Genomic DNA, 20950 nt, shown 5'->3' on the forward strand with positions numbered 1-20950 from the left:
ACTATTCTACTTCAATTTCAGGTATTTCTTCTGAAGGCTCAATAGTAGATATAGCGTGCTTGTAAATCATTTTTTGATTTTCATCTTTTAAAACAATCACAAAATTATCAAACCCTTTAACAAGCCCTTCAAGTTTGACACCATTCATAAGATAAACGGTAACCGGTATCCTTTTTCTCCTCACATGATTAAGAAACAAATCTTGAATATTCAGCTTTTTACTCATAAAAACTATCCCCTCACTTCTTATTTTAAAACAACTACTTTCTTATTGTATAATATACTTATGATTATTTCAAGATTATTTGCACGTCAACACATTTTTTAACAATAAACTATAATTAAAAATAAAAACACATTGAATAGCAAAAAAATAATATAACATTTTAGTTACTATATATTGGGGGCAAGTTGGTATATGACATTAATTTCATTTCTATCGAATAAGATAATTTCCTTTCTACCATTAATTATAACTTTAACAATAGTAGGAGTGACTATTTGGAGTAGCCATAAAATTCTAATTGCAAAAAACAGCGACATTGGAAGTGACAAGCTTTTCCCTAAACAGATTATTGAGGCCTTTGTTGCCACTCTTTAACCTTATCTATTATCTTATCTGTAATTTCACTAATTGCCACAGGGGATATGTTTATCCCATATAATTCTGTTATATGCGATGAAATATCTTTATAGCTCATACCTAAGCCATACATAGCCAATATTTTACCCTCTATTTCATCACTAATGTCATCTAATGTTTTTTGACTATCTGAGGCTCAAATTCACCATCCCTATGGAGTACTTAATTCAAAACTACCTGCTGAGCTTTTTATTGTCTTTTTATTGTAGCCATTACTGCGATTTTTTCTTGTCTTCAGACTATTCAGCATTTAAATGCATGCTTATTTCTGCTTCAAGAGCTGTTTCCACCAATTCTTTAATCAAAGAACTTAGAATACCATCTTTACCTGTTAATTTCTTGCCTGATAATAAATCTTCTAATTCTTTTTCAAAATTAAATTTCTTTTCCATGTCAAGATTCATCCTAATTTATTCTTCTTTATAATACCTTGACACGGAATTTTGAACAGTCTCTTTTAAAAGCCTTAATTATAAGTATATTTCATGCTTAGAGCGGCACTTGCTGCACTCTATGTACAATTTTCTTCTATTGTAGTTTTTTTCAAATGAGCAATAAAGCTCTCTATGCGGGGTACTCCCTTCACATTTTTCACAATAATAAGTAGTTTTACCGACATCACACCCGTTGATAAAGCAAAATAGGAGAAGACCAACTACAAATATAAGATACATTAATAAATGAATCATAAGCCCTTCTTCTCATAGGAAACCTAACTTACAGGCCCTATAATAAAATATTGTATATATAATTTGTTTTAATTACAATTTACACCATATACTATAGGTGTCAAGATTAATTAACTTCAGGCTTATAATTATTTGTAAATTCTCTAAAAAATGCATCTCTGTCAATAATTGAAAAGTTTAAAAACCTCACATTTTTCATATGTCTAAACCATGTAAGCTGCCTTTTGGCAAAATTTCTCGTTTTCTTCTTTATGTCTGAAATAATACTTTCAATATCGCCACCATATCTTAAAAAAGCAGCCAACTCTCTGTAACCAATAGCTTTAAAACCGGGAGAATTTTCATCATACCCTAAACTTAGCAGGTATTTTACCTCGTCAATCCACCCTAACTCAATCATCTTATCGACCCTTTTGTTTATTTTCTCATAAAGTAAATCCCTATCATTGTTAAAAATATACACATCAAAATCATATGGAAGCTTTTTATGATATTTTTTGTGCATCTTACTAAAGGGGATACCCAATACATAGTATGCCTCAAGAGCTCTTAAAGTCCTCTTTTTATCATTTTTAGAAATTTTTTGAGCATACTCTGGGTCAATATTTGACAGTCTGTTATACATTGCATCAAGTCCTATTTTTTCACACTCAACATTCAAATTACTAAAAATTTTTTCATCCCTACCACTAACCTGACAAAGCCCTTCTACTAATGACTCCACATAAAGGCCTGTACCGCCTACAACCACTGGAAGCCTTCCTTTAGACATTATATCCGGTATAAGTTTCTCACAGTGCGCAAAAAACTCCCCTACATTGTATTGAATATCGGGGGTTATAATATCTACCAAATGATGTTTGCACTTTTTCAATTCGATAGCACTCGGCTTTGCAGTCCCGATATCCATAAATTTGTAGACCTGAAAAGCGTCTGCATTTATAATTTCGATATCTAAAAGCTCAGCCACTTCTAACACAAAATCTGACTTACCGGTTGCTGTTGGGCCTGTGATAATTGGAATCTTCATAGCCTATGAAACTTCTTGTAAATCTCTTCCTTACTCATTTTATAAACTATAGGCCTGCCGTGAGGGCAGGTGTATGGATTTTTTGTTTCAAAAAGATCTTTGACAATTTTACTCATTTCATAATCGGTAAGTTTTTCCCCTGCCTTTATGGCAGTCTTGCATGCCATAGTCAAAGATAATGAATCAAGGAAGTTATCACTTTTATTGTTATTAAACTCATTCAAAAGCTCTACAAACTCATTTTCTATATTTTTATGAACAATACTTGTAGGTACACTCAGAATAGAAATAAAATTACCGCCAAAATCTTCTAACTCAAATCCAAGCCTTAAAAAGTTATTTAAATTATTTAATACAATATCTTTATCATTATCACTCAATTCTACAATAATAGGCTCTACAAGCTTTATTTTTGTGACAAAATTATTAGTATTTGAAATAAATTTTTCATATAATACCCTTTCATGGGCAATATGCTGGTCAATAAAATAAACTTCACCATCCTTTTCTACTAATATTACAGAATCAAAAACTTGACCTATTACCTTTATTTCATCCTTTTCCTCAAAAGTGTCAGAATACGATGATGTTACTAACTCATCAACACTTGAAGAATAATTTATAATGTTCTCTTTCACGAAATAGTTTGTCTGAATATTATCAAGTCGATAGACAACGCTACCGCTATTACTTAACTGTTGCTTTCCGAGATTAGATGAAATAATTTTGTTAACTGCTGAAAATACATCTCTATCATTTAAAAATTTAACATTCATCTTTGTGGGATGCACATTCACATCAACTGCATCAGGATTAATTTTTATGGATACTACGCCTGCAGGATATTTATTTTGAGGCAATTTTCTAAAATATGCCTGAACAACTGCCTGAGTTAAAGCAAAATCTTTTATTACTCTATTATTAAGACCAACAAAAATATAGTCTTTCCTATTTCTTTGAACATTTGGCAGTGACAAAACTGCTTCAATTTTAATATTATTATGATTATCATTAATATAAAATACGTTATTTAAACCAAAAGATGAAATAAATCTATCTTTCATGCTGTCATATTTTGAGAAAGTAATCACATTCTTTTCATCAACAAAAAGCTCTACCTCGATATTATGATTAATTGAGCTAAAGATTTTAACAAATCTTATAATTTCTCTCTGTTCAGCAGAAATAGATTTAATAAATTTTCTTCTTGCAGGGACATTTTCAAAAAGATTTTTTACGGTGACAGTTGTTCCATTTTGGATTTTACCTGGTTTTGTCTCCCCTACTCTTCCAAAATATACTTGCAATTCTGCCGCTTCATACCCTTCCCTTTTAGACTCAATTTTAAAATCACTTACGGAAGATATTGCGGCTAAGGCTTCCCCTCTAAAACCAAAAGTATTAATTCTGTATACATCTTCTATGTTAGATATTTTACTGGTAGAATATCTTAAGACAGCATTCTTTAAATCTTCGGGTAAAATACCTCTGCCATTATCGGTTACCTTTATAAGTCCAAGACCACCGTCAAATATGTCTATTCGTATAAAAGTTGCACCGGCATCGACAGCGTTTTCAACAAGCTCTTTTACCACATTAAAGGGGCGCTCTACGACTTCCCCTGCTGCAATTTTATTAGCAATCTTTTGATCTAAGATTTTTATTTCAGACACAACTAACCGGCAAAAACACCCATTTTTCTGAATTTTTCATATCTATGTTCAAAAAGTCGTTGTGGAGACATAGATTTTAACTCTTGCAGACTTTTGAATATCGCCTTTCTTACATTTGATGCGGTCTGCACGTGGTCTCTGTGACTTCCCCCTAATGGTTCAGGAATAATTTCATCAATTATATTAAATTTAATTAAATCTTGTGCCGTCAACTTTAAAGCCTCTGCTGCTCTTTTGGCGTAAGATGGGTCTTTCCAAAGAATAGAAGCGCACCCTTCAGGGCTTATTACAGCATAAATTGAATGCTCAAGCATCAATACTTTATTCCCAACAGCTATTCCAAGGGCGCCACCACTCCCCCCTTCGCCGGAAATAACGGTAATAATTGGTACAGTCAAACCTGCCATTTCAAAGAGGTTTCTTGCAATGGCCTCAGCCTGCCCTCTTTCCTCGGCACCAATTCCGGGATATGCCCCGGGTGTATCAACAAAGGTTATTATCGGTCTTTTGAATTTTTCAGCCATATGAAAAATTCTGAGAGCCTTTCTATAACCTTCCGGATTTGCCATACCAAAGTTTCTTACAATATTTTCTTTGGTATTTCTTCCTTTTTGATGCCCAACCACAACCACAGGCTCACCTTCAAATTTTGCCACACCAGCCACAATGGCAGGGTCATCTCTAAAAAGCCTGTCCCCATGAAGCTCACAAAAATCCGTAAAGATTAGCTTTATATAATCCATTGTGTAAGGTCTGTTAGGATGCCTTGCCACAAGGACCTTTTGTGCCGGAGTTAAGTTTTTATAAACAGATGCCTTAACCTTTTCCAGCTTCTTTTCCAAAGACTGAATTTCACTTTTGAAATCATCATCTGCTATATTTGATAAATTTTTAAGCTCTTCTATTTTTGTCTCAAGTTCATAAATCTGAGATTCAAATTCTAAAGGTTGTACTGTCATAATAATCAACTCCCAAGCTAATTTAATATATCTTTAATAGATAACACATATCAAATAATTTGGCAAAATAATTTTCTGAATCTGCCCTCATTTGATCTGAAGATGTCAATTTCATATAAAATATCAGAAACATTGCATAAAAAATACTATATTCGTTTTATTATTTACAAGCACTGTCTTTAGTGTTATTATGAATTTTTAGTTTAACTAAACTTAAAAATATACTTTATAACTAAACTTGGAGGAAACAATGATAGTAGGCGTACCAAAGGAAATTAAAAACAATGAGAACAGAGTAAGTATGACACCTGCAGGCGTGCATCAGTTTGTTGCGGCCGGCCACGAGGTATTGATTCAAAAAGGTGCTGGGCTTGGAAGCGGTATTACTGATGAGGAATATATCAAAGAGGGTGCAAAAATTCTTGATACAGCAAAGGAAATTTTTGACAGTGCGGAAATGATTGTCAAAGTAAAAGAGCCTCAGGCTGTTGAAATTGAAATGCTCAAAGAGGGTCAAATTTTATACACATATCTCCATCTTGCCCCTGACAAGCCTCAAACAATAGGACTTATTGAGAAAAAGGTCGTAGGTATCGCATACGAAACAATAGAGGTAAACAGAAAGCTCCCTCTACTTGAGCCTATGAGCGAGGTTGCAGGTAAAATGGCGTCAATGATGGCAGCACATTTTCTTGCCAAGCCATACGGTGGCAGAGGTATGCTTGCCGGCGGTGTGGCAGGCACTCATAGTGCAAAATTTGTAATATTGGGCGGAGGGACTGCTGGTATTAACGCAGCAAAGATAGCAGCTGGGCTTGGAGCAAAGGTAGTTGTAATGGATGTAAATTTGGAAAGGATGAGATATCTTGAAGATGTATTGCCCAAAAACTGCGAAACAATTATGTCAAACAGGTATAACATAATGAATGAAATAAAAGATGCCGATGCTGTTATCGGTACGGTTTTAATTCCGGGTGCAAAAGCACCTCACCTCATTACGAGGGATATGCTTAAACTTATGCAGCCCGGAGCTGTAATTGTAGATGTATCTATTGACCAGGGTGGATGCGTGGAAACCTCAAGGCCGACTACACATCAAGACCCTGTGTATGAAGTCGATGGAATTATTCACTATTGTGTTGCAAATATGCCCGGAGCTTACGCGAGGACATCTACATTTGCACTTACAAATGCTACACTTTCATATGGTCTTGAAATAGCTAACAAAGGATGGAAAAAAGCTGCCCTTGAAAATCCTGCAATTTTTAAAGGGGTAAATGTTTACGACGGGCATGTTACTTGCAAGCCTGTAGCTGAAGCTCACGAATTACCTTATACTGACCTTTCCCTTTTAATACAGTAAAAAAATCCCCTATATGGGGATTTTTTCTTATTATATTAATCATATATTTCTAAAAACAAGTTCAGACCAATCTTTCATATCCACACTTGACACAATATGAAAACTGTATTATCTTCAGAGAGAACAAATGTTCTCAAAAGGTATTATGTTATGACAAAAGAAGAAAGAAAAAATATAATCTTAAATTTTGTTGATAATTTCTTAGCAGATAATGGCTACCCTCCTTCTATAAGAGAAATTTGTAGGGGCACAGGAATAAATTCTACATCTGTAGTTAAAAAAATTTTAGACCAGCTAAAAGATGAAGGGAAAATAAAAAAAGCAAACCAATTAGCAAGAGGGATACTGTTAAACCGAGAAATACCTATATTGGGGAAGATAAAGGCAGGTACCCCTGTTATTTCTGAAGAGAATATTGAAGGCTATGTTAACCTCGATACTCTTACAAATATACAAAATTCTTTTTTCCTAAAAATAGAAGGGGACAGTATGAAAAATATAAACATACTGGATGGAGATTTAGCCCTTATAAGACAGCAAAATATATTAAACAATAATGAAATAGGCGCATTTAGGATAAATGGTGAAGTGACATTAAAAAGGATTAAAATAGATAAAAATAAAATTATTCTAAGACCTGAAAACGAAAATTATGAAGATATAATAATTAACGAGACAGATAACTTTGAAGTCATAGGCAAACTTATATATGTACTAAAAGATTTCAGGGATAAGTAAATGATAACTAATATAAATAAAGAAATAGAAGCCGGTATAATTTTCAAAAATGGTACACCTACCCCTGCATGGATTAAATTTAATAATGATAAAATAAAATTTAAAAAGGTTGTCTACAGATGGAAAGAGAAAAAAGGTGATGAAAATATAATAAAATTTACCGCAATGGATAATGAAAAACTATACGAGATATCATTTAATACAAAGTCATTAAAATGTTATCTGGTGGCTGTTGATGAGTAAGATTTTGTGTCTTGATATGGATGCATATTTTGCTTCCGTTGAAATTGCTTCAAACCCAAAACTAAAAAATAAGCCTATAGGGATAGTCGGCTCTGCTGACAGGACAGTTGTCACGACAGCATCTTACGAAGCTCGAAAATACGGAGTCAAAACCGGTATGCCTAAATTTATGGCACAAAAACTATGCCCCCACATAAAATTTATTGTAGGTAATTTTAAAAAATACTCATACATATCTACCCAAATACATGAATTTTTAAAAACAATTACTTACAAAGTGGAAATGTATTCAATAGATGAGGCTTTTATCGATATATCTGATGTGGCAGTTACACCTAAAGACTTAGGCTACATTATAAAAAGTCATATTAAAAAAAATTTTGGTATTACATGTACAGTTGGAGTCGGCAAATCAAAGCTTGTGGCAAAAATGGCAACCGAAATCAACAAACCTGACGGACTAAATATAATAAACGACGAAGATGTATACGCATTTTTAGATACATTTAGCTTAAACGACATATGGGGGATAGGGAAAAAGCTTACAAAAAAGCTCAATAGTCTTGGAATCTACAGCACAAAAGATATTAGAAAACTTAATAAAGATTTTTTTATAAAGACATTTGGGAAAAACGGGGAAAAAATTTACGGTATGGCATTTGGCGAATATCCGGAAGGGGTAAAGTATGAGGATGAGCCGATAAAATCAATAGGGCACAGTATAACTTTACCAAAAGATACTTTCGACAGAAAACTCTTAGACAGCTACATACTACAACTTTCCGACATGGTATCTTTTAGAGCCAGAAAAGCTCACATTGCAGGTAAAACCATAACTTTTCATTTAAGATATTCCGATATGACAAAATTTTCAAAAATGCACACAATAGGATACCCTACATCTGCAACTCACCAAATTTATGAAATAGCAAAGCATATTTCCAAAGATATAGATATGACAAAAGGGGTAAGACACGTGGGTGTTTCTCTGGGCAACTTAATATATTCCTGTGGAAGTATAAACGATATTTTCAGTAAAAAGTGGGAAAATGTATATTCTGCAATAGACAGTATAAACCATAAATATGGAAATTTAACAATAACTTTTGCCAATGTATTAAATTGCCAGAGGTTAAGCTCAAACACTCTTCACCCCTGGCAAAAATTATAAATTATTTTGCATTGTCATCGGTTTCAATTTGGAAGTCTGCTTCCAAATAATCGTAATTAACTCTCAAAAGGGAAACTTTCAGTCTGTCCCCTACTTTAAATGTCTTTCTCGTCTTTTTACCTATTATGATATTATCATTATGAAAGTAGCTGTAAAAATCGTCATCAAGGCTTGAAAGGGGTATAAAACCACCCATAATAAGCTTAGGAATAAACACAAACATACCGCCGGAATTAAGCCTATTTATATATGCTTCATATATTGTGCCTTTATTATTTTCCAAAAATTTTAATTTTTTAAACTGATGAATCTCACGCTCGGCATCTTCCGCCCTCTGCTCAGTTTCAGAAGATTGTTTAGTGGCTTTTTCTACAAAATCACCCGGAATATCATAAGGATATTCAAATAAAGCATTTTTTATCAGTCTGTGAATAACAAGGTCAGGATATCTTCTGATGGGGCTGGTAAAATGCGTATAAGATTTTGATGCAAGACCAAAATGTCCTATATTTTTTGTATCGTAAATTGCCTTTTCCATAGTCTTTACGAGCAGAGAATTTAGAATATATCCAAACTTGTTATCTTCAAACTTTGAAGCAATCTCCTGAATAGTTTTAGGGGTAATTTCATCAGGCAAATCTACCGAAATACCAAAAGTAGATAATACATTTAAAAATTCTCTTACTTTTACGGCAGACGGCTTATCATGTACTCTATAAACAGAAACAACGCCAAGATTTTCAAGATATTCAGAAACCGCCTCATTTGCTTCAATCATAAAATTTTCAATTATCCTGTGGGATAACTTTCTTTCAAGGGGCTGAATATCTACCAAATCCCCGTTTTTGTCAAAAATAAACTCCGGCTCAGGAAGATCAAAATCTATTGTTCCCTGACTCTTCCTTTTTTCTATAAGTAAATTAGTTAATTCAACGGCAATAGAAAGAAGATTTTTAAGGGGTTTACTCCTTGTTTTTTCCTTCCCTTCAATAATATCATTTACATAATTGTAAGTAAGCCTGTAATTACTTTTAATCGTAGACTGATACAGCTCTAACTTAACCCTTTCACCATTTTTATTGTAAAATATTTTGGCAGTTAAAGTTAGTTTTATCTCATCAGGTCTCAAGCTGCATAGTTCATTTGATAGTTTTTCCGGAAGCATTGGAATCGCAAATTCAGGAAAATATACACTTGTACCCCTCTTATATGCCTCTATATCTACCCTTGTGTTTGGCCTTACAAAATGAGCAACGTCTGCAATGTGAACATATAATATATAACCGTCATCACTTTTTTCCAAAGATATGGCATCGTCAAAATCACGAGCTGTCTCCCCGTCAATAGTAACGGTAAATAGCTTTTTAAAATCGGTCCTTTTACCAGGATTATTGAGTAGATTTTGAGCTTTTTTATCAACCTCTTTGATTACAGCAGGAGGAAAATTTCTGTCCAATTCGTATTTAGATAAAACTATTTCGTTTTCAATACCCTTATCACTCAAATTCCCCAAGACTTTTAATATTTTACCTTCAGGATTTTTCCCCCCTTGCGGGTAAAATACTATTTCACACAAAACTACATCATTGTCCTTCAAGTTTTTAGAGTATTTTTTAGGGATATATATATCGTTAAACAATTTTTTTACGAAAGGGATAACATGAGCAAAATGTGCAGACTTTTCAACTCTACCGACAACTTTTCTATATCCACGTTCAAGTATCTTAACTACACGGGCTTCCTTTTTATTCCTAAAATATTCTATTCTGACAGCAACCCTATCTTTGTGAACTGCACCATTCATCTTTTTTGGGGGGACAAATATATCTTCCATGCTTTCATCATCAGGGACAAAAAATGCATAACCATCAGGATGCCCGTCAAGGTAGCCTGTCAAAACATCCAAATTTTTGGTAAGACAATATTTGTTTGATTTTAACTTTATAATTTGTCCTTCTTTTATAAGTAACTTAAGAGATTGTTTTAAGTTTTTAGTGTCAATATCTGTTTCTTTGAGAAGCTCATTGAGCTTGACGGGTTTATCTTTTTCCAACAAAAAGTTAATAATTTTACTTTCAATATTATTCAATATTTAAGTCCTTTATTTTTTTTCTTAATGTATTTCTGTTAATTCCCAAAATCTTTGATGCTTCAGATTTATTATTAAGCGTCTTTTCCAAAGCAGCTTTTATAAGCGGCTTTTCGACTATTTTCAAATATTCCTCATAAGAATTAAACGATTCACTTATAGTTTCTGAGCTAATAATCTCAGCAGCAAGATTTTTTAACTGCTTGGAAAGGGAATCTTTACCATTTTTGCCGTTTATTTCAAATACTTTATTTGGCAAGTTATGTTTTGTCAAAGTTTTTCCGCTTGAATGTACAATACTGTATTGAATAACATTTTCAAGCTCTCTAATATTACCCGGCCAATTATATTTAACTAAAACTTCCATAGCATCGGTACTAATAGATATATCCTTCTCCCCTAAAGAGGCATACTTTTTCAAAAAATGATTCACAAGCACAGGGATATCCTCTTTTCTTTCCCTTAAGGATGGAAGGCTTATTGTGACTACATTTAATCTATAATATAAATCTTCTCTAAATCTTTTTTCTCTGACAAGCTCTTCCAAGTCATCATTTGTAGCAACAATTACCCTTATATCAAGCTTTGTTGTCTTATTTGAACCAAGCCTTGTAACCTCTTTTTCCTGTAAAACACGCAATAATTTTGATTGTATGGCCATTTCAGCTTCTGAAATCTCATCCAAGAATATAGTACCACCGTTTGCTTCTTCAAATTTGCCCGGCTTATCACCTACTGCCCCGGTAAATGCACCCCTGCTATAACCAAAAAGCTCGCTCTCCATAAGCTCTTTCGGTATAGCAGCCATATTTATAGCCACAAAAGGTTTGCCACTTCTTGAACTTTTTTCGTGTATCATTTTGGCGATTACTTCTTTACCTGTACCGGTCTCCCCCTGAATCAGCACATTAATATCGGTCTTTGCTATTTTGCCAATGGTCTTATAAATATCTACCATTTTTTTATTGTGCGTTTGAAAGTCGTATTCATCTTCAAAAGAGACGACCTTTTTATTCCCCTTATCACTTATTATTTCATTAATCTTATCTTTCAACTCTTTTAAATCAAAAGGCTTACTGACAAAATCAATTGCTCCGGCTTTCATAGAATTAATAATATTTGAACCTGAATTTTGAGCTGTCATTATCAAAAAAGTAGTGTCATTGTAAATTTTAGACCATTTTTCAACAAGCTCGATACCATTTTCGTTATTTAAAAATATATCAACAAGGCACACATCTATGGAGTAATCGTTTAAAATTCCAACGGCTTCCTGCGATGTCTCACAAGTAAGTACTTCGGTGGATTTGTCTGATAACCCTTCCTTTAATACCCAAAGGATACTTTCTTCGTCATCCAAAATCAATACTCTCATCATATCAAACAGGCAAATAGATACTAAAAGTAGTACCCTCTCCTTCTACAGATTTATATTCAATTTTACCAAAATGCTTTTCAATTATCTCTTTAGAAATAACAAGACCCAAGCCACTCCCTTTGGACTTGGTAGTCCAAAATGGAGTAAACAGTTTATTCCTAATACCCCTGTCAATACCGTTACCATTATCAATAATACTAAATTTTAACATTTTTTTAAACACATTTTTTTCTCTATCAAAAAACTTTATGGTAGAGTCAATCTCATATCTGATTTCAACTCTGGAAGTATTAGCGGCTTCACATGCATTCTTTATCAAATTATTAAAAACCATTTCAAGCTTTTCTCTGTCACCGCTTACTTTTTTGATGGAATCATCTATGCACAAAATGAAATCTATTTTATTGTAAATAATCACAAATTTATCAACAATATTTTTTAAAAAATCATCTATATATATGTCACTGTAATTCAATTTAAGGTCTGTCAACACATTTACACTTTCAAGCAAATATTTGATACGACTGCTCTCTTTTCGTATAATATTTGTACATTTTTTAAGATAATCATCATCATATTTAGATTCAATTACCTGAATTACTCCTTCAATAGCGGTTAAAGGGTTTTTTATCTCATGATGAAGGGAGCTTATATCAATAAACTCGCTAATAGAAGCAACAAACTCACCTAAAGGTATTATAATAAAACTCAACTCTTCCTGATTGAAAAATTTAATACCATAAGTCTCTTTGTTAGTTTTAAATATGTTTTTCCCTGTATTTAGAACACTAACCAGATATTCAAAAAGATTACTGACTCCTGCCATATATAATTCTGTAAGCAGCTTTTCACCGTAGGAGTTAGTGGCAAGTATTTTCCCATTTTCATCAAACTTTAGAAAACCATAATCCTCATAACTTTGCATAAATACTACATACTATTTTCTGACGTCATACCTAATCTACTATTGTCAAAAGGTAAAAACTCAAACTCATCCATAATGCTTTCGGTAATCTGACTGGTCTCCTTGTCAACTTTTAAATAGCTTACATTGTCTGTAGACTTAAAAACATCAAAATCTACTTCCGGCAATACGCCTACTACATAATCTATCCAAGCAGGCAAAGAAGCTCTACCCCCTGTCTCAAGCCTTCCAAGTGACTGAAAATCATCAAATCCAGTCCATACACCTATAGTTAGGTTTGGTAAAAAACCAATAAACCAAGCATCTTTGTAATCGTTCGTAGTACCTGTTTTCCCACCTATAAACCTATTAATAAATTTTGCTTTTCTTCCTGTACCGTTTTCTACAACATTTATAAGAGTATCCGTCATTATCTGAGCAGTCTCAGGCTTTATTGCCTGATATTTTATTTGCTCATTAACCTCATAAACAGTATTGCCGCTGTAATCCTCTATGGACTTTACAAATATTGGCTCTACATATTCACCCATATTTGGAAAAACAGAAAAAGCTGTTACCATCTCAAGTAAAGAGATGGCACCAGAGCCTATACTTACAGATAAATCCCTTTGAAAGTCAGTAGTAATACCAAACTTTTTGGCATATGAAATAATCTTATCTATACCTATTTTTTCGGCAACTTTTATTGTAACGATATTTCTCGATTTGGTAAGTGCCTGTCTTAGCGTAGTAAATCCATAAAATTCCTGTTCAAAATTTTCAGGCTTCCAATATTTACCTTCCTCACCGGTATCCATAATAACAGGTGCATCCAATATTTGAGTATTTATATTCATTCCACTTTCAAGTGCCGCAGTATACACAATTGGCTTAAAAAGACTTCCGACCTGCCTTCTTGCCTGTGTTGCTCTGTTAAACATAGACTTTGAATAATCAAAGCCTCCTACCATGCTCAGCACTTCTCCTGTTTGGGGAATCATAGACAAAAGAGCACTTTCTGCTTTTGGTTCCTGTGCTAATAAATAATTTCCGTTACCTGTCTTCTGCACAATGATTACATCATCATTTCTAATAATTTTTCGCATATCATCCAAAAGCCTTATATCTGAGCCATACGGCTTTGCCCATCTATTTTTTATAAGTTCAATTCTTCCCTTCAGGAAGTCTTCCGAAGAGTTGTCAAGGGATACAAAATCAGCATACTTTCTATCGACATCTGTCACCTTGACAATCCTAAAGCCATATCTTTCTATATACTTTACCTTATTGATTTTTTCTTCTATATTTTCTTCAGACATATTCCCGATTACTCCAAAGTATCCTTGGCGTTTTGATAAATCAAGCAAGTTGCTTGAAATTGCCTTTTCAGCAATATTTTGAAAATCTACATCGAGGGTTGTATTTACTTTGTACCCCTTGTCATATAAATCCAAACCAAGTTTGTCATTTATATAACTTCTTATAAAATCTATAAAATAAGGAGCTGATAAAATTTTATCAGGGATGTTCGGAATGATTTTTATCTCATCCAATTTAGCAACTTCATACTCCTTCTCAGTCAGATACCCCTCTTCATACATTCTATACAATACATGGTCTCTTCTCACCAGAGATTTTTTCAAGCTAATATGAGGTGCATAAATTCCGGGAGCTTTAGGTAGACCTGCAATAAGAGCAGCTTCTGACAAGGTCAATTCGGAAACGGATTTGCCAAAATAATTTCGTGCGGCAGCCTCGACTCCGTATGCTCCTCTACCAAAGTAAACTTCATTTAAATAAATTTCTAAAATTTTATCTTTGCTAAGATAATTATCGATTTTATAAGCCAAAATCGCTTCTTTTACTTTTCTTTTTAACTTTCTCTCAGGGGTCAAGTAAATTACTTTTACAAGCTGCTGAGTCAGAGTGCTTCCCCCCTCAACTACCCTTCCCGCTTTTATATTGGTAAAAAATGCTCTTAGTATGCCTAAAAAATCCACACCGCCATGTTCATAAAATCTGCTATCTTCTACGGCAATAACGGCTTGTTTGAGATAAAGCGGTATCTGCTCAAATTTGACGGGGTAACGTCTCTCCTTTCCAAGTTCCCCTATCAGCCTACCCTTTCTGTCGTAAATTAAAGTAGGGATTTTATAGGAATAATCCTTGAGCTGTTTGATAGAAGGCAGCTCACTGCTTAGTTTATAAATATAGACCAGCACTGATAGTGAGCTAATCAAAAAAATTGTGAAGCAAATTACAACAAATATCTTAAATATCTTCATAGCTAACTCTTCATCCTATATTCAAAAAGAATATCTCTTATTTTTGCAGCTTTTTCAAAATCAAGATTTTCAGATGCTTTATACATCTCTTTTTCAAGAGTCTCAATATCTTTTTTGGCATTTCCCGTAAGCTCAATATCAACTTCACCCTTTTTAGGGATAGTTACATAATCTTTTTCATAAATGCTCACAAGTATATCATTCATTTTACTTTTGATGGTTTCAGGGGTTATATTGTGAGCTTTGTTATACTCTAATTGTTTTTCTCTTCTCCTCTTTGTTTCATTGTAGGCTCTTAATATCGACCCGGTCATCTTATCTGCATAAAATATAGCTCTCCCATTTACATTCCTTGCCGCCCTGCCAATTGTCTGAATTAAAGCTCTGTCAGACCTTAAAAATCCTTCCTTATCCGCATCCAGCACTGCCACAAGGCTTACCTCCGGCATATCAAGCCCTTCCCTTAAAAGATTTATACCTATTAATACATCAAACTCCCCTTCTCTAAGACCTTTGATAATTTTAACACGCTCAAGAGTGTCGATATCCGAATGCAAGTATTCTACCCTAATATTCAAATCTTTCAAATATGCTGTCAAATCTTCAGCCATCCTTTTTGTGAGGGTGGTAACCAATACCCTTTCCCCTTTCTCTACTGTCTTAACAATTTCAGAGTAAACATCATCAATTTGATTTCTCGCAGGTCTTATATCTATCTCAGGGTCAACAAGCCCAGTGGGGCGTATAATCTGTTCGACAACAATACCTTTTGAATCTTCTAATTCAAATTCAGCAGGGGTAGCACTGACATAAAGTACATTATTAACCCTTTCATAAAATTCTTCAAATTTTAAGGGTCTGTTGTCAAGGGCAGCAGGAAGTCTGAAACCAAACTCAACCAATGTAGTTTTTCTTGACCTGTCCCCGTTGTACATTCCTCTAATTTGAGGAATAGTCATATGAGATTCATCTATTATCACAAGGGCATCTTTCGGCAGATAACTTAACAATGTAGGTGGTGGCTCCCCCGGCAACCTTCCTTCAAAATATCTTGAATAATTTTCAATCCCATTGCAATAGCCGGTTTCTTTTATCATTTCGATATCAAACATAGTCCTTTGAGAAAGCCTCTGAGCTTCAAGCAGCTTATTTTCTTTTTCAAAATAAGCTACCCTCTCAAGCAAATCCGCCTTAATCTGCTTGATTGCATCATCTACTGTCACTTTACTTGTAACATAGTGAGTGTTGGGATAAATAGCAATTTTAGGCCTTGTCTGTATGGTTTGACCTGTTAGCGGGTCAAATTCAGATATTCTGTCTATCTCATCACCAAAGAATTCTATTCGATAAGCGAGTTTATCTTCATGAGAAGGGAATACTTCCAAAGTGTCACCTTTTACCCTAAATGTTCCTCTATGAAAATCGTAATCATTTCTATCATATTTTATTTCAACCAATTTTTGTAGAATTTCATCAATTCCAATATCATCACCAACTTCAACTGATACTAACATCCCGTGATAAGCTTCGGGTGAACCTAAACCATAAATACATGAAACACTTGCAACTATTATAACATCTCTTCGCTCAAGTAGACTTCTCGTAGCAGAATGTCTTAACTTGTCAATCTCCTCATTTATAGATGAATCCTTTTCAATATATGTATCAGTCTGCGGCATATAGGCTTCAGGCTGATAGTAATCATAATAACTCACAAAATACTCTACTGCATTGTCAGGGAAAAAGTTTTTAAATTCACCGTAAAGCTGTGCCGCCAGAGTCTTATTATGAGCGATAATAAGAGTGGGGACATTTAACTGCTCTATCACATTAGCCATAGTAAATGTCTTACCTGAGCCTGTTACCCCTAAAAGTACCTGTCTGGTTAATCCATTTTTGAAATTTTTAACAAGATTTTTTATCGCTTCAGGTTGGTCACCACTTGGGCTGTATTCTGTAACTAATTTATACTTGTCCATACTTTTGCCTCAAAAGATAATAACCACCATACAGAGCAGCTTTATTTTTGAGCTTTGAAACAGCAAGACATGTGTTGTTTTTGTAAGCATTGAAAATATTTTTTGCAAACACCCTAATAGTACTTTTGTAATAATAAGTTGCCACTTCCGACAATCCACCGCCAATTATTATAACTTCGGGAGAAAATATATTTGCAATGTTAGATAATCCTACACCGAGATATTTAGCAAAAATATTTACAGCCAAAATAGCTAAATTATTTTTACGCTCCACCAACTGTAATATTTCTCCAATCGAAACTCTATTTTCACTAAGCTCAAAATAAATTTTTTCTAAACCTGTTTTAGAGCAGTAAGCTTCAAAACATCCCTTTTTACCGCACCCGCATAAGTAGCCGTCTGTTTCAATAGTCATATGTCCTATTTCAAAAACACTCAATTCACTTCTTAAGATTTTACCATCTAAAATCAAACCTCCGCCGACACCTGTACCAAGTGTAACCAAAGCCAAATTTTTAATTTTATAATCTGACACAAAATACTCACCCAAAGCAGCCATATTTGCATCATTCTCAATTGTTGAAAATATGTTAACCATCTTTAAATCATCAATAATATTTTTGCCAACAATGTATTTTAGATTGGGAGCATATTTCACTATACCCTCTTTATAACTTACAGTGCCGGGGACTCCCAAACTGACATAGTTGACGTTATATTCAACACATCTGTCTTTTACCAGCCCAACTAAACCTTCGTAGTTTTTTGGTGTATAAACTTTATCGGATGATATAAGATTGCCGTTACCGTCAAAAAGACCACATTTAATATTAGTGCCACCAATATCAAAAACTAAGATTTTGTTATCTTTTCCAAGGAAAATATCGCTCAAATTCTTCTCTCTCACCGGGGTCATACCCGATTATTTTATTCCAAACTGTTGCGTGCTCCATACAAAAATATATAAATACATTTTGCCATTTTTTTCTAATACTTTTGTAAACAAAGTTTAATATTTCCAATCTCTCAGGCTTGAAATATCTAAATTTCCCATCAAGTCCTGAGATATAACTGTATTTGGTTAAAATGCTTCTGTCAAACTTTTCCCTTATTTTATCTATCAAAGATGGTATGCACCTGAAGGTAGATAAACTAATAAATTCAACATACCTTTCATCAATTTCATTTACAAGTTTACTGATAACTTTTTCATAATCTTGAAATGCATCAGGGTAAATCACTATCGGATCAAAATGAAATGCTACCTTATATCCATATTCCGTTAAAGATTTGGCAGCATTAATCCTATCATTTATCGACGCAGCTCTATGTTCTTCATGTGAAGCTATATATTCCGTATTTAAACTAAAAGAAACGATAATATTTTTTGGATTCAGGTTTAGCAGATTACCTATGTTTGCCGACTTTGTTTTAAACTCAAATTGTATATTTTCAAGGTTATTTACGATAGGAGCAAAAAATTTGGAAAACTCAAAAATATTGTCAAGGGCAAGGCTGTCCGACAATTCCCCCGTGCCTACCCTAAACCTCCCTTTCTTATCAAGGATAGAAAGCTCATCCTTTATAGCATTTGTATCTGCAAAAATTTTTATATATTCGTGATTTAAATAGCTTTGTAATATACAGTATGAGCAGTCAAACGGACACCCTTCCATTATATCAAACACATGATAATGGCAGCATCTATAAATTTTAGTGGCGGGGCAAGGTCTTAAAAATGTGCCTCTTGAAGAAGTTACAAAAATATTACTTTTTGAATCTTCAAATTCAGCATCACTTTCAACAATATCGTATGAAATATTTTTATTGTTAAGCAACTCTACAATTTTTGTATTTAAGGCTTTTTTTTCAACATAAATCATTATTTTTTAATATGTTAAATACTTCCTCGACCTTTCTTTCCGACTTTTCTAAAGTTTTAATCTTATCTAAAAAATCCTCAAAACTTTTTACCTCAAAATTAACACTTATAGTGCAAAGCTCAAAATTATTTTTATTTTCCATGACAATACCATTTCCTATCTGCAAAAGCTCGGTTATCTTTTTTTCAAAATCAAATCTTCTCTTATTAAACTCGTTTCTAAGCCTTAAAATCTCACTATCAAGGTCATTTTCAAAATTAATTTCATCCTTAAAATCGTAAATATTATTGATTAAAATCCTAAAATTTGACACGGAAGGGTTTTTTATATGAACGTAATTTGATATTATTTCTATTATCTTTTCATCAAAATTTGTCAAAATATTTAAATATTTAAAGGCAATATCTTTTTCTACTATGTAAGATTTCAAGTTATCAGGCAAATATTGCAGCCTTTCCAAAATATGAAATTGTTTCTTACTTACGATATTGTATTCCTTAAAAAACGAAAAGTTTTCAACATTTAAGTTATTGTTTAGAATAAACATATATATATTTGATAATTCGATAATATTTAGATTGCCACCCCTTAATTTAACTGCAAGATTAATGGCAGCTGCGTAATCGCAAACCTCTTCAAAAAGCACCAACTCATTAGTCTGGAAACCGAAATTTGCAATAACATATAAAGTATCATCAATTTTTACACACGGAACAATAGGGTTAAGACTTTCAACATCTTTTGGAAAATAGAAGTCAAATGTTTTTCTGTCTACTTTGTTAGCAGAATTAATCTTAATTATTTTCATTCACCTTCTCATCAAAAAGGGCATCAACAAAATTTCTTGCATCAAAAGGCTTCAAATCTTCCATAGATTCCCCAAATCCAATGAATTTTACAGGGATACCAAGCTCATCAACAATTCCGACAATCACTCCCCCTTTTGCAGTCCCGTCAAGTTTTGTTAAAACAATACCGGTAACATCTACATCAGACTTAAATGCCTTAGCCTGCATTACAGCATTTTGACCACTGGTAGCATCAAGCACAAGTAAGACTTCATGAGGAGCATCAGAAATCTCTTTTTGTATAACTCTTTTAACCTTTGTAAGCTCATTCATCAAATTATGTTTAGTGTGGAGTCTACCAGCCGTATCAGCGATAATTACATCATAACCTTTAGCTTTGGCAGAAGCCACTGCATCAAAAATAACTGCTGCCGAATCACTCCCCTGAGTCTGCTTTACCACGGGCACACCAACCCTTTCTCCCCATATACAAAGCTGCTCTATTGCTGCAGCTCTAAAAGTATCCCCTGCCGCAAGTAATACTTTTAAACCGCTATCTTTAAACATCTTTGCAAGTTTTGCTATGCTTGTAGTTTTACCTGCACCATTTACACCTACTACAAGCACCACATACGGTTTCTGGTCAGTCATTTTCAAACTGTTATCAATGTTAAGTATTTTAAAGACCTCTTCTTTGATATACTTTTTTAATTCAGAAGGATTTTTTAATACTTTTCTTGAAACATCTTTTCTAACTTTATCAATTATTTTAAGGGTAGTTGCCACACCAACATCAGCAGAAATAAAAAGCTCTTCCAACTCCTCTAATAAGTCCTCATCAATAACTTTCTTCCCAAGAAGTACAGACTCCATCCCACCTACAATTTTATCGGAAGTCTTACTTAACCCATTTTTAAGTCTCTTAAAAATACTTACTTTGTCCTCTTTAACCGGCTCATTCTTTAACGGCACAACATCTTCTACAGGTTTTTCCTCGAAGATATCTTCAACCTCTGCATCTTTTTTATCAAGAATCTCTTCACTCAGCTTATTTTCCTCAATTAACTGCACATCAGTTTCACTCTCTTTAACTTCAGCGCTCTTTTTCTTTTTAAAAATATCAAAAAATCCCATC

Annotated in this window: 20 protein-coding genes; 4 read left to right on the plus strand and 16 right to left on the minus strand. The window is 33.6% G+C overall.

Annotation, left to right across the window (positions count from 1 at the left end):
* Nucleotide 1: 1 nt before the first annotated feature.
* From hfq to LF845_RS04450, 7 genes are all read right to left on the minus strand, one after another.
* Nucleotides 2-226 (minus strand): RNA chaperone Hfq, encoded by a 225-nt coding sequence (gene hfq / locus LF845_RS04420; RefSeq protein ID WP_242819792.1) that lies wholly within the window; start codon nt 224-226, stop codon nt 2-4.
* A gap of 346 nt (nt 227-572) precedes the next feature.
* Entirely contained in the window at nt 573-716 is a 144-nt protein-coding gene (locus LF845_RS04425; protein ID WP_242819793.1) for a transposase, read from the minus strand.
* A gap of 166 nt (nt 717-882) precedes the next feature.
* The gene (locus tag LF845_RS04430; protein ID WP_242819794.1) at nt 883-1035 is read right to left on the minus strand and encodes a hypothetical protein; all 153 of its coding nucleotides are present in this window, start codon (nt 1033-1035) and stop codon (nt 883-885) included.
* A 78-nt stretch (nt 1036-1113) separates the two neighbouring features.
* Nucleotides 1114-1332, minus strand: a complete 219-nt coding sequence (locus LF845_RS04435) for a hypothetical protein (RefSeq protein WP_242819795.1) — start codon at nt 1330-1332, stop codon at nt 1114-1116.
* A 106-nt stretch (nt 1333-1438) separates the two neighbouring features.
* Nucleotides 1439-2362 carry a tRNA (adenosine(37)-N6)-dimethylallyltransferase MiaA gene (miaA, locus tag LF845_RS04440; protein WP_242819796.1) on the minus strand — a complete coding sequence of 308 codons (924 nt, stop codon included), beginning with the start codon at nt 2360-2362 and terminating at the stop codon, nt 1439-1441.
* Nucleotides 2359-4035 (minus strand): DNA mismatch repair endonuclease MutL, encoded by a 1677-nt coding sequence (mutL, locus tag LF845_RS04445; RefSeq protein WP_242819797.1) that lies wholly within the window; start codon nt 4033-4035, stop codon nt 2359-2361. Before mutL ends, miaA begins: the two co-directional genes overlap by 4 nt.
* A 2-nt stretch (nt 4036-4037) precedes the next feature.
* Nucleotides 4038-4994 (minus strand): acetyl-CoA carboxylase carboxyltransferase subunit alpha, encoded by a 957-nt coding sequence (locus LF845_RS04450; protein ID WP_242819798.1) that lies wholly within the window; start codon nt 4992-4994, stop codon nt 4038-4040.
* Nucleotides 4995-5244: 250 nt separating this feature from the next.
* Here LF845_RS04450 and ald point away from each other — a divergent pair, with 250 nt between their 5' ends.
* From ald to dinB, 4 genes are all read left to right on the plus strand, one after another.
* Nucleotides 5245-6357: an alanine dehydrogenase gene (gene ald / locus LF845_RS04455; RefSeq protein WP_242819799.1), complete on the plus strand. Its 1113-nt coding sequence runs from the start codon at nt 5245-5247 to the stop codon at nt 6355-6357.
* Nucleotides 6358-6453: 96 nt separating this feature from the next.
* A complete protein-coding gene (gene lexA / locus LF845_RS04460; protein WP_242819800.1) occupies nt 6454-7095 on the plus strand; it encodes a transcriptional repressor LexA in 642 nt (213 codons plus the stop codon).
* Entirely contained in the window at nt 7096-7338 is a 243-nt protein-coding gene (locus tag LF845_RS04465) for a hypothetical protein (protein ID WP_242819801.1), read from the plus strand.
* Nucleotides 7331-8509, plus strand: coding sequence for a DNA polymerase IV (gene dinB, locus LF845_RS04470; RefSeq protein ID WP_242819802.1), 1179 nt, complete (start codon nt 7331-7333; stop codon nt 8507-8509). Before LF845_RS04465 ends, dinB begins: the two co-directional genes overlap by 8 nt.
* 1 nt (nt 8510) lies before the next feature.
* Here dinB and rnr read toward each other — a convergent pair whose 3' ends face one another.
* The 9 genes from rnr to ftsY are packed head-to-tail and all read right to left on the minus strand — an operon-like array spanning nt 8511 to nt 20949.
* Entirely contained in the window at nt 8511-10598 is a 2088-nt protein-coding gene (gene rnr, locus LF845_RS04475; protein ID WP_278252161.1) for a ribonuclease R, read from the minus strand.
* Nucleotides 10591-11973 (minus strand): sigma-54-dependent transcriptional regulator, encoded by a 1383-nt coding sequence (locus LF845_RS04480; protein ID WP_242819804.1) that lies wholly within the window; start codon nt 11971-11973, stop codon nt 10591-10593. Before LF845_RS04480 ends, rnr begins: the two co-directional genes overlap by 8 nt.
* 4 nt (nt 11974-11977) lie before the next feature.
* Nucleotides 11978-12901, minus strand: coding sequence for a two-component system sensor histidine kinase NtrB (locus tag LF845_RS04485; protein ID WP_242819805.1), 924 nt, complete (start codon nt 12899-12901; stop codon nt 11978-11980).
* A gap of 5 nt (nt 12902-12906) precedes the next feature.
* Nucleotides 12907-15165: a penicillin-binding protein 1A gene (locus LF845_RS04490; protein WP_242819806.1), complete on the minus strand. Its 2259-nt coding sequence runs from the start codon at nt 15163-15165 to the stop codon at nt 12907-12909.
* 2 nt (nt 15166-15167) lie between these two features.
* Nucleotides 15168-17144, minus strand: coding sequence for an excinuclease ABC subunit UvrB (gene uvrB, locus LF845_RS04495; RefSeq protein WP_242819807.1), 1977 nt, complete (start codon nt 17142-17144; stop codon nt 15168-15170).
* The gene (locus LF845_RS04500; protein ID WP_242819808.1) at nt 17131-18036 is read right to left on the minus strand and encodes an ROK family protein; all 906 of its coding nucleotides are present in this window, start codon (nt 18034-18036) and stop codon (nt 17131-17133) included. Before LF845_RS04500 ends, uvrB begins: the two co-directional genes overlap by 14 nt.
* Entirely contained in the window at nt 18008-19027 is a 1020-nt protein-coding gene (locus LF845_RS04505; RefSeq protein WP_242819809.1) for an SPL family radical SAM protein, read from the minus strand. The genes LF845_RS04500 and LF845_RS04505 overlap by 29 nt, the downstream gene beginning before the upstream one ends.
* On the minus strand, nt 19014-19835 hold the full coding sequence (locus LF845_RS04510) for a hypothetical protein (RefSeq protein WP_242819810.1): 822 nt from the start codon (nt 19833-19835) through the stop codon (nt 19014-19016). Before LF845_RS04510 ends, LF845_RS04505 begins: the two co-directional genes overlap by 14 nt.
* Nucleotides 19822-20949: a signal recognition particle-docking protein FtsY gene (ftsY, locus tag LF845_RS04515; RefSeq protein WP_242819811.1), complete on the minus strand. Its 1128-nt coding sequence runs from the start codon at nt 20947-20949 to the stop codon at nt 19822-19824. Before ftsY ends, LF845_RS04510 begins: the two co-directional genes overlap by 14 nt.
* Nucleotide 20950 lies beyond the last annotated feature (1 nt).

This window comes from Deferrivibrio essentukiensis, from assembly GCF_020480685.1.
GTDB lineage: Bacteria > Chrysiogenota > Deferribacteres > Deferribacterales > Deferrivibrionaceae > Deferrivibrio > Deferrivibrio essentukiensis.

Coding starts and splice junctions, on each gene's coding strand:
- hfq (WP_242819792.1), bottom strand. CDS start 226: ATGAGTAAAAAGCTGAATATTCAAGATTTGTTTCTTAATCATGTGAGG.
- LF845_RS04425 (WP_242819793.1), bottom strand. CDS start 716: ATGTATGGCTTAGGTATGAGCTATAAAGATATTTCATCGCATATAACA.
- LF845_RS04430 (WP_242819794.1), bottom strand. CDS start 1,035: ATGGAAAAGAAATTTAATTTTGAAAAAGAATTAGAAGATTTATTATCA.
- LF845_RS04435 (WP_242819795.1), bottom strand. CDS start 1,332: ATGATTCATTTATTAATGTATCTTATATTTGTAGTTGGTCTTCTCCTA.
- miaA (WP_242819796.1), bottom strand. CDS start 2,362: ATGAAGATTCCAATTATCACAGGCCCAACAGCAACCGGTAAGTCAGAT.
- LF845_RS04450 (WP_242819798.1), bottom strand. CDS start 4,994: ATGACAGTACAACCTTTAGAATTTGAATCTCAGATTTATGAACTTGAG.
- ald (WP_242819799.1), top strand. CDS start 5,245: ATGATAGTAGGCGTACCAAAGGAAATTAAAAACAATGAGAACAGAGTA.
- lexA (WP_242819800.1), top strand. CDS start 6,454: ATGAAAACTGTATTATCTTCAGAGAGAACAAATGTTCTCAAAAGGTAT.
- LF845_RS04465 (WP_242819801.1), top strand. CDS start 7,096: ATGATAACTAATATAAATAAAGAAATAGAAGCCGGTATAATTTTCAAA.
- dinB (WP_242819802.1), top strand. CDS start 7,331: ATGAGTAAGATTTTGTGTCTTGATATGGATGCATATTTTGCTTCCGTT.
- LF845_RS04480 (WP_242819804.1), bottom strand. CDS start 11,973: ATGAGAGTATTGATTTTGGATGACGAAGAAAGTATCCTTTGGGTATTA.
- LF845_RS04485 (WP_242819805.1), bottom strand. CDS start 12,901: ATGCAAAGTTATGAGGATTATGGTTTTCTAAAGTTTGATGAAAATGGG.
- LF845_RS04490 (WP_242819806.1), bottom strand. CDS start 15,165: ATGAAGATATTTAAGATATTTGTTGTAATTTGCTTCACAATTTTTTTG.
- uvrB (WP_242819807.1), bottom strand. CDS start 17,144: ATGGACAAGTATAAATTAGTTACAGAATACAGCCCAAGTGGTGACCAA.
- LF845_RS04505 (WP_242819809.1), bottom strand. CDS start 19,027: ATGATTTATGTTGAAAAAAAAGCCTTAAATACAAAAATTGTAGAGTTG.
- LF845_RS04510 (WP_242819810.1), bottom strand. CDS start 19,835: ATGAAAATAATTAAGATTAATTCTGCTAACAAAGTAGACAGAAAAACA.
- ftsY (WP_242819811.1), bottom strand. CDS start 20,949: ATGGGATTTTTTGATATTTTTAAAAAGAAAAAGAGCGCTGAAGTTAAA.